8 protein-coding genes are annotated in these 8,944 nt (G+C 71.3%); all 8 read right to left on the bottom strand.

Features of this window, described 5'->3' with window-relative positions; translation table 11 throughout:
• Positions 1 to 241 precede the first annotated feature (241 nt).
• Complete coding sequence (locus R2N01_RS10230; RefSeq protein WP_316670838.1) at positions 242 to 793, bottom strand: 2'-5' RNA ligase family protein; 552 nt, start codon at positions 791 to 793, stop codon at positions 242 to 244.
• Positions 794 to 830: 37 nt separating this feature from the next.
• Positions 831 to 1,295 carry a DNA starvation/stationary phase protection protein gene (locus tag R2N01_RS10225; RefSeq protein WP_316670836.1) on the bottom strand — a complete coding sequence of 155 codons (465 nt, stop codon included), beginning with the start codon at positions 1,293 to 1,295 and terminating at the stop codon, positions 831 to 833.
• Between the two features lie 339 nt (positions 1,296 to 1,634).
• Positions 1,635 to 3,134 (bottom strand): DASS family sodium-coupled anion symporter, encoded by a 1,500-nt coding sequence (locus tag R2N01_RS10220; protein WP_316670834.1) that lies wholly within the window; start codon positions 3,132 to 3,134, stop codon positions 1,635 to 1,637.
• On the bottom strand, positions 3,131 to 3,745 hold the full coding sequence (ttdB, locus tag R2N01_RS10215; RefSeq protein ID WP_316670832.1) for a L(+)-tartrate dehydratase subunit beta: 615 nt from the start codon (positions 3,743 to 3,745) through the stop codon (positions 3,131 to 3,133). The genes R2N01_RS10220 and ttdB overlap by 4 nt, the downstream gene beginning before the upstream one ends.
• The gene (gene ttdA, locus R2N01_RS10210) at positions 3,742 to 4,680 is read right to left on the bottom strand and encodes a L(+)-tartrate dehydratase subunit alpha (protein ID WP_316670830.1); all 939 of its coding nucleotides are present in this window, start codon (positions 4,678 to 4,680) and stop codon (positions 3,742 to 3,744) included. Before ttdA ends, ttdB begins: the two co-directional genes overlap by 4 nt.
• A gap of 276 nt (positions 4,681 to 4,956) precedes the next feature.
• Positions 4,957 to 6,042 carry an AraC family transcriptional regulator gene (locus R2N01_RS10205; protein WP_316670828.1) on the bottom strand — a complete coding sequence of 362 codons (1,086 nt, stop codon included), beginning with the start codon at positions 6,040 to 6,042 and terminating at the stop codon, positions 4,957 to 4,959.
• A gap of 10 nt (positions 6,043 to 6,052) precedes the next feature.
• Positions 6,053 to 7,831 carry a biotin carboxylase N-terminal domain-containing protein gene (locus tag R2N01_RS10200; protein WP_316670825.1) on the bottom strand — a complete coding sequence of 593 codons (1,779 nt, stop codon included), beginning with the start codon at positions 7,829 to 7,831 and terminating at the stop codon, positions 6,053 to 6,055.
• Between the two features lie 127 nt (positions 7,832 to 7,958).
• Positions 7,959 to 8,774, bottom strand: coding sequence for a DNA-formamidopyrimidine glycosylase family protein (locus R2N01_RS10195; RefSeq protein WP_316670822.1), 816 nt, complete (start codon positions 8,772 to 8,774; stop codon positions 7,959 to 7,961).
• Positions 8,775 to 8,944 lie beyond the last annotated feature (170 nt).

Genomic DNA, 8,944 nt, shown 5'->3' with positions numbered 1-8,944 from the left:
GGCCCGTGCCGCCCGCATCGCCGCCGCCCGGGCCAAGGCCGCGGCCGGCGATGGTGGCGGGGCCCGTCCGTCGAAGGAGGAGCGTGCTGCTGCGATTGCCGAGCGTCGGGCCAGGCTGGCCGCCGAGCGTGCGGCCAAGAGGTCGGAGTAGGAGGTCCGGGGGCCCGGCGGCTCCCGGACGGGCCGGACGCGTGCGGGTGTTTTCGCGCCCCGGCCCCGATCCGCGGCGCCCGCCTTCGTCTCAGCCCGGCAGCGGCCAGCTGTCGAGGACGCGGCAGGCGCCCGCCTCGTACCAGTGCAGCTCGACGTGGTCGGCCCGGCACCGGGCCGGGATGAGGTCGCCCAGCAGCTCGCGGGTGGACGCCACGGACACCTCGGACGAGACCATGTCGAGCGTCAGGTGCGGCTCGGGATCCTTGCCGCCGAAGGGATCCACCTGCGGATGGGCGCGCACGAAGGCGCGGATGAGTTCGCGGAAGGGTCCCCGCGGGTCGGGACTCAGGTGGATCCCGCCGTTGCGGAAGACGCCCAGGCGCGACAGTTCGAAGTCGAAGGGGCCGTGGCCGGCCAGCACCTGGGCCACCCCGTCGTGATCGGGCGCCTCGTACAGGGGCGCCAGCAGCGTCACGTGGGCATGCGTGAAAGCCGGGTCGGCGCTCAGGAAGGACGCGTCGTAGAAGATGGTGCGCGCCCGTACGAAGGATTCGAGCCGGGGCACCGGGACGAGCAGAACGCCGTGGCCGCGCCAGCCGTCCGGATCCTGTTCGGATCCGGACGAGTCTGACGCGGCCACGTGCTGATTGTGTCGGGTGCGAGCGGCTCCTGCCGACTCAGGCGACCGAGGCGCGCAGCATCCAGGCCTGCTTCTCCAATCCGGTGGCGATACCGATGAGCAGATCGTTGGTGAGATGGTCCTCGGCGTCGACCGCGTCGAGCGTGGCCTTGATGCCGTCGGCGACCTTGGCGGTGCGTTCGGCGAACTGGGCGTAGACATCGGCGACCCTCAGATCGCCGCCCTCGATCGTGTCGAGGCTGCTGGTGGCGGCCACGGTGGCGGGGCGGGCGTCGGGGGCGCCGCCCAGAGCGGCGAGGCGCTCGGCGACGTCATCGGCGGCGTCGCGGGCGGCGTCGACGATCTCGTCGAGGAAGAGGTGCAGCGAGCGGAATCCGTGGCCCTTGATGTTCCAGTGGGCCTGCTTGCCCTGCAGATGCAGATCGGTCAGGTTGACGAGGGCCTGCTGGAGGGCCTTGGTGACGGTGTCGGTAGTGGCGGGGGCGGCGAGAGCAGCGGTCATGAGATTTCTCCTGGACTTGTTTCGTTTCCGGTGTTCCTGACACCCTACACAACCAGTGGAGTTCTCGAGCTATTCCTCAGCGGACCAGGAGATTCTTGGGGGGATCGGGTCTCCGACGAGATTTCTCACCGGGATGTCATGGCTGCGTCAGCCCAACCGAATTGTTCTCGGTCCGTGGTCGTTCCCAGTCGATGGTCCCGGGCGGAGCGCTCCGCGGTCCGCGACGGCACCCGGCGGACGGTCCCCGGCCTCCGGGGCCTGGGGCGTCCGGCTCGGGGCCGGGGAGGCGCCCGTCCGGCGGCGCGTCCCCGATGCCCCCGGCGCCTTGGCGAGGATCGCTCACCAGGCCCCGATCAGGTGCCACCACGCGGTGCCGATCGTGAGCCAGATCACCATGTGAACGATCCCGATCGCCAGCCCGTTGCGCCACCAGTGGCCGATCGTCACGTATTCGGTCCCGAAGAACAGCGGGGCGGGGCCGTTCCCGTAGTGGGTGAGGCAGCCCATGAGGGTGGGGATGCCCGACAGCAGGACGATGAGCGGGACCGGCGGCAGCCCCAAGGCGGTGCCGACGCCGAAGAACACGCTGAACATCGATGCGGCGTGCGCCGTGCCCGAGGCGAACATGTAGTGCGACAGGGCGTAGACCAGCGCCAGGGCGATGAAGGCCACTGACGGGCTCAGGGCGCCGAGCGGGCCCCTCACGAGATCGCCGAACCAGCTGATGAACCCGAGTTCGTTGAGGTGGCTGCCCATCATCACCAGGGCCGCGAACCAGGTCAGGGTGTCCCAGGCGGACTTCTCGGATTTGATGTCGTCCCAGGTGAGCGTTCCGATGAGCAGCAGCGCGCCCAGCCCGATGAGCGCCACCGTGGTGGCGTTCGTGAGGCGATCCCCGACGACCCACAGGGTGATGATGAGGATGAAGACGCCCAGCGTTGCCCGCTCCCTGCCCGACAGCGGGCCGAGCTCGCGCAGTCGGCGGGCGGCCCGGGCCGGGGCCTCGGGGGTGCGGCGGACCCTTGGCGGGAAGACCACGCGCAGGATGAGCGGTACCACGAGGAAGCCGAGCAGGCCGGGGGCGCACGCGGCGAGGAACCAGCCGCTCCAGCTCAACGTATCGGCGCCGGCCGCGGTCGCGAGCCTGACCCCCATCGCATTGGGGGCCGCACCGGTGAGGAAGACCACCGAGGCGGCGAGGTCCAGGTTGTAGGCGGTGATCGCCAGGTAGGAGCCGATCCTCCGGCAGGTCTCGGGATCGTCCGGGTCGGTGCTCGTCGCGCGGATGATCGAGCGCATGATCGGGTAGACCACGCCGCCCGCCCGGGCCGTGTTCGAGGGGATCGCGGGGGAGAGCACCAGATCGGCCAGGCCGAGACCGTAGGCCAGGCCGAGCGTGCTGCGCCCGAAGACCCGGACGAAGAAGTAGGCGAGGCGCTCGCCCAGGCCCGACTTGATGATCGCCCGGGCGATGAAGAAGGCCGAGACGATCAGCCAGATCGTCGGGTTCGCGAAGCCGCTCAGCGCGGCCGAGATCGACTTGGAGGCGCTGCCCGGGGCGAGCACCCGGCTCGCCGCGCAGACGGCCACGGCGACGACGGAGACCGAACCCATCGGCGCGGCCTTGCCGATGATGGCGATGATCGTCGCGGCGAAGACGGCCGCCAGGTGCCAGGCGTTGGGCGCCAGGCCGGACGGCGTGGGGATGATCCAGACGGCCAGGCCGACGGCCACCGCGACGGCGAGCGGCACGAGACGCACCTCGCCCGTCGCCGGTGCCCTGCGGCCCCTGTGCCCGTGCGCATCCCCGGCGACGCTGACGGGAATGCCGATGCTCATCTGATGAACCCCACCTTCGCGCAGAGCTCGGCCAGCGCCTGTTCCTTGCGCCGCTCGTAGAGCGCCTTCTGCTGTTCGAACAGATTGTTGCCGTGGGCGTCGATCGAGACGATGAGCGGGCCGAAGTCGCGCACGCGATTCACCCACAGGGTCTCGGGCATGCCCAGATCGCGCCACTGGGCATCCTCGATCTCCTCCACCTCGGTGGCGGCGATCACCGCGTTGCCGGCGGGGAAGACGCAGTGCAGGGCGCCGAACTCCTGACAGCCCGTCACGGTGCCGGGGCCCATGCCGCCCTTGCCGACGATCAGCCGGACGCCGGTCCGCTTGATGAACTCGTACTCGAACTTCTCCATGCGCATCGACGTCGTGGGCCCGACCGAGACCATCTCGAAGCCGGAGCGCGCCGTCGTGCTCGGCCTCACGATCGGCCCGGCGTGCAGGATCGCGCCGTCGCGGACGTCCACGGGCAGTGCGCGGTGCTCCTCCACGAGCCGCCGGTGCGCGACATCGCGGCAGGTGACGAGCCGGCCGCTCAGGTGGATGACGTCGCCGACCCGGATGTCGGCGAGGTCCTGGGCGCCGATGGGCGTGGTCAGTGTCGTGCTCACAGCTCAACCCCCTCGTGGGTCAGCAGCTCATAGGACAGGTCGGGGTGCACCCGCACGGTGCCCCGACGGTGCGACCAGCAGCCGGTGTTGACCGCCACCGACAGCACCGAGGGATGGCGCGCCGAATTCTCGATGTGCACGCCCATCACGGAGCTCTGCCCGCCCATGCCCTGGGGCCCGAGGCGCAGGGCGTTGATCGCGGCCTCGAGTTCGTCCTCGAGCCGGGCGGCGCGCGCGTTGGGGTTGTGGCTCCTGACCGGCCGCATCAGGGCCCGTTTCGACATGTACGAGGCGGCATCGATGGAGGATCCGATGCCCACGCCGACCAGCAGGGGCGGGCAGGCGTTGACCCCGTAGGAGACCATCACGTCGAGCACGAAGCCCACGACCCCCTCGTAGCCCTCGCCGGGCATGAGCGTCCTGCCCTGGCCGGGCAGCGAGCAGCCCCCGCCCGCCAGGTAGATGTCGACCTCGAGGTCCTCGGAGCCGGGCAGCGGCGTCCAGTAGACCCACGGGGAGTCCGTGCCGGTGTTCGTGCCGGTGTTCACCTCGTCGAAGGTCTCGACGGTGTTGTGGCGCAGCGGGGCCGTCCTGGTGGCGGTGCCGACCGCCTCCCGGAAGACCTGCGGGAGCCGGTCGCGCAGGGGGAACTCGTTGCCCACCCGGGCCATGATCTGCACGAGGCCGGTGTCCTGGCAGGATGGCCGGTCGAGCTCCGCGGCGAGCTCCTGGTTGCGCCGCATCGTGTCGTAGATCATCCTGGCTCGCTGATCGGTCTCCGCGGCGGCGAGCTCGGCCAGCCGCTCCTCGACGTCCCACGGCAGATGCTTGCTGATGTGATCGGTGAAGCGGGCCAGCATCTGCGTCAGACGAGCCGTCCGGTCCGTCGTCCCCGTGGCCTGGTTCATCGTCGTTTCTTCGGTTGTCGCCATCATGGCGGACCTCCCCTGGTGTCAGCAGGGGCGCGGGTCGATCGCCCCTGACGGGATTCACTGTGCACGGGGGTCGCGGGGCCGGGCACGGCATATCCCGGGGACTTCGCGACGGGATGTCTCGTAGTTCCAGGCACTGCGCCGCTGCGCGCGGGCGTTCGCGGAAGGAGAAGCGCCCAAGCCCGTCCTGCCGCCCGAATGCGGTACCACTAGCCGGAACGGCGCGCTGAGCCGGATCGGGCCGAGATACTGCGGAGGGGATGGAGCCGAAGATGTGCCCTACGGCCCGAGCCGGCTGAGCCGTTGCGCGAGATCCGTTGCCGCGCCGGCCAGGCGGGCGGCGCGCGCCCTCAGCTCGGTCAGCTCCTCGCCTCGGCGCCGCGGCGAGCGCACGGCCTCGTACCAGTCGGCGAGCAGACTCGCGACCTCGGCGTCGTCACGCGACACGAAGTGCTTCTTGAAGCCGGCGTCCACCTCGGCGATCTCGGCCGGCGCCGGGCCCGCGGCCAGCTGGCGCCGGTAGGCCGACGGGGACTTTCCGAACCAGCGGCGGAAGGCCGCGTCGAGGGCCTTGGCGTCGGGGAAGCCGCTGGAGTGGGCGATGTCGCCGATACGCTCGCGGGTCTCCACGAGCCGGCGCGTCGCCGCGCGCAGGCGCAGACGGCTCAGGTAGTCGGAGCTGCTCATGCCGATCGTCCTCGAGAACAACTCGGACAGATAACTCTCGTTGTAGCCGCCGATGCGGCTGAGCTGGGCCAGGGTGATGCGCTCGGTGAAGTGCTGCTCCAGATAGGCGCATATCTTGGCGATGGTGGCATTGCCGCTGTCGCGGCGGGCCCGGTTCGGGCCGGGCCGGGTGAGGGGGAAGGCCCCGATGATTCCTGCGAGCATGTGGTGGAAGTCGGCGCGCAGGCCGAGCAGCTCCTCGGGGGAGGCGACGGGCTCCAGCAGGAGGCCCGCGATCGCGGCCCGGACGCGCGTCTGGGCGGACAGCTGCGCCGAGGTCTCGCCGGGGACCGACGCGAAGAGCCTGTCCGGCCACTCGGGCAGGACGCCGTCGAGCACCCGCGGGTCGAAGTGCACGGCGAGTGCCCGGGCCCCGGTGCTGAGAGCGAGCGTGGCATGACCCTGGTGGGAGTTCATGAGCGTCATCTGGCCGCTGGTGCAGTTGCGCGCTCGTCCGTTGACGCAGACCTCGATCTCTCCTCGAACGACGGTCAGCAGCTCGAGCTCGGTGTGCCAGTTGAAGTGGTAGCTGCCGATGTCGTACACGTAGGCATGAAGGCCCAGGCCGGCGTCGCGCACCTCGAAACTGGCCGCCCCCGTGCCGCCCCGGTCCCGGGCCGGGTCTTCACCGCGCGCCATGCGTGCGCCCTCAGTCGGAGATCTCGCACAGCACGTCGCCGGAGGCCACGGCGGTGCCCGGCGCCACGAGGTTGTGGACGGTGCCGGCGCGGTGGGCCGCGATGGGCTGCTCCATCTTCATGGCCTCGAGTACGAGCACCGTCTCGCCCTCCTCGACGCGCTGGCCCTCGATGACCGAGGTCTTGACGATGGTGCCCTGCATCGGGCTGGTGAGCGCCTCGCCCGTGCTGGCCAGCTTGCCGCCGCCCCGGCCGCGCCTGGTCGGCTTGCGGCGCTTCTCGGCGCTGTGGCCGGTGGCGGCCTGCAGGCCGGAGGGCAGGACGACCTCGAGGCGGCGCCCGTTGACCTCGACCACGACGTGCCGGCGGTCGGGGGCCTCGTCGGCGACGCCGAGCTCGCCGGCGTACGGGGGGATGTCGTTGTCGAACTCGGTCTCGATCCAATCGGTGAAGACGCCGAAGGCGCCGTCCGGGGCGGTGAACGCCGGGTCGGCGACGACCTTCTTGTGGAAGGGGACGACCGTCGGCATGCCCTCGATGCGCAGTTCCTCCAGGGCCCGGCGCGCGCGCTCCAGGGCGACCTCACGGGTGGGGCCCGAGACGATGAGCTTGGCGACGAGCGAGTCGAAGGCGCCGGGCACGCTCATGCCTCTGCGGTAGCCCTCGTCCATGCGCACGCCGGGGCCGCACGGGGGGCGGAAGCGCGTCAGCGTGCCCGGCGCCGGCATGAAGCCGCGGCCCGGGTCCTCGGCGTTGATGCGGAACTCGAACGCGTGGCCGACCAGCTGCGGGTCGGGATAGTCGAGCTCGCCGCCGCAGGCGATGCGGAATTGCTCGCGCACGAGGTCGAGGCCGCTGACCTCCTCGGTGACGGGATGCTCGACCTGGAGGCGGGTGTTGACCTCCAGGAAGCTGATCGTGCCGTCCCGGCCCACGAGGAACTCGCAGGTGCCGGCGCCGACGTAGCCGGCCTCGGCGAGGATGGCCTTCGAGCTGGAGTAGAGGCGTTCGAGCTGCTCGCCGGTCAGGAACGGCGCCGGGGCCTCCTCGAGGAGCTTCTGGTGGCGGCGCTGCAGCGAGCAGTCGCGCGTGGAGACCACCACGACATTGCCGTACCGGTCGGCCAGGCACTGGGTCTCGACGTGGCGCGGCTTGTCGAGGTAGCGCTCGACGAAGCACTCGCCGCGGCCGAAGGCGGTGATCGCCTCGCGGGTGGCCGACTCGTACATCGTCGGGATCTCCTCGAGCGTACGGGCCACCTTGAGGCCCCGGCCGCCGCCGCCGAATGCCGCCTTGATGGCCACGGGCAGGCCGTGCTCGGTGGCGAACTCGACGATCTGGCCGACGCCGGCCACGGGGTCGGCCGTGCCGGGAACCTGCGGGGCGCCCACCTTCTGGGCGATGTGCCGGGCGGTGACCTTGTCGCCGAGGCGCTCGATGGCCTGCGGCGTCGGGCCGATCCAGACCAGGCCGGCGTCGGTGACGGCGCGGGCGAAATCGGCGTTCTCGGACAGGAAGCCGTAGCCGGGATGGATGGCGTCGGCGCCGCTGCGCTCGGCGATCGCCATGATCTTGTCGACGTCCAGGTAGGTCTCGGCCGGCGTCGAGCCGTTCAGCGCGAAGGCCTCGTCGGCCAGCTCGACGAACAGCGACTGCGAGTCCGAGTCGGCGTAGACGGCGACGGACCCGATCCCGGCGTCCTTGGCCGCGCGGATGACACGGACCGCGATCTCGCCCCGGTTGGCGACGAGCACCTTCGAGATGGCGCGTGTGCTGCGGACGAGAGCCACGTTTCCTCCTGAACAGCCGGTCCGGACGGGCGCGGCGCCGCCCGACTACACGGCGAGTCTAGGGCAACCACGGCCCTCGCGCCTGCCGCGCCCCGTACGGCGGGAGCCGTCCCTCCGGCGCGCCCGCTCAGTGCCCGTGCTGGCAGTTGGCGCACCAGAACAGGTTGCGCCCGTCCAGCTCGATCTCGCGCACCGTCTGGCCGCAGACCAGGCAGGGCTGGTCCGCGCGCCGGTAGACGTAGACCTCGCCGCCGTGGGCGTCCACGCGCGCCGGGCGGCCCATGGCCTCGGGCGTGTGCTCGGGGTAGACGGTGTCGATACGCCCGTCGCGCACGCCGAGCGGCATGAGCTCGACCAGATCGGCCCAGATGGCGTCGAAACTGGTCCGGCTGAGCGAGCCGCCCGGGCAGGCGGGGTCGATGCGGTGGCGGAAGAGCACCTCGGCGCGGTAGATGTTGCCGACGCCGGCGAAGATCGACTGGTCGAGGAGCAGCGTGGCGATCGGCTTGGACGAGCGGTGCACCTTCGCCCAGGCCTTCTCGGGATCGGCGTCGGCGCGCAGCGGGTCCTGACCCAGCTTGGCGGTGGCCCTGGCCTTCTCGGCGCCGGTGATGAGACGGCAGATCTGGGGCCCGCGCAGGTCGGCGGCCCACTCGTCGTCGGCGATGCGCACGCGCACCTGGCCGACCGGGTCGGCCAGTGGTGTGAACTTGAGCTGCCCGATGAGGCCCAGGTGGATCTGCAGGACGTTCGCGGGCAGGTCGGCGTCGAAGGCGATGAACAGGTGCTTGCCCCAGGTCTCGGCGTGGTCCAGGGTCGTGCCGTCGATGAGGGCCGCCGATTCCGCGAACCGCCCCTGCGGGGAGCTGACGTCCACCTGCTTCGCGGCGAACAATCCGTTGATGCGGTTGGCGAGACGGTGGATCACGTGACCTTCGGGCATGCGTCCAACTGTGCCGCATCGGGGAAACCGGGACCCGGCCCGTCCACTGCCGGCCGCCCTCCGCGGGGCCGATCACCCGGCCGATTACCCTGGAGGGGTGAGCATCCCCGGCCGTCCCGCCCCCCGCGGCGACGGCCTGCGGCACCCGGTCGCGCGCGCCGCGGGCGCGG

This window comes from uncultured Propionibacterium sp. (assembly GCF_963539965.1).
In the GTDB taxonomy this organism is placed as follows: domain Bacteria; phylum Actinomycetota; class Actinomycetes; order Propionibacteriales; family Propionibacteriaceae; genus Propionibacterium.
Note: the sequence above shows the minus strand (reverse complement) of the source record. Positions and strands in the feature narration are given on the sequence as shown.

What these genes read in the sequence shown, in the direction of transcription:
- R2N01_RS10205 (WP_316670828.1), bottom strand. Translation starts at nt 6,042, where the DNA reads ATGGCGCGCGGTGAAGACCCGGCCCGGGACCGGGGCGGCACGGGGGCG.
- R2N01_RS10220 (WP_316670834.1), bottom strand. Translation starts at nt 3,134, where the DNA reads ATGAGCATCGGCATTCCCGTCAGCGTCGCCGGGGATGCGCACGGGCAC.
- R2N01_RS10195 (WP_316670822.1), bottom strand. Translation starts at nt 8,774, where the DNA reads ATGCCCGAAGGTCACGTGATCCACCGTCTCGCCAACCGCATCAACGGA.
- ttdA (WP_316670830.1), bottom strand. Translation starts at nt 4,680, where the DNA reads ATGATGGCGACAACCGAAGAAACGACGATGAACCAGGCCACGGGGACG.
- R2N01_RS10225 (WP_316670836.1), bottom strand. Translation starts at nt 1,295, where the DNA reads ATGACCGCTGCTCTCGCCGCCCCCGCCACTACCGACACCGTCACCAAG.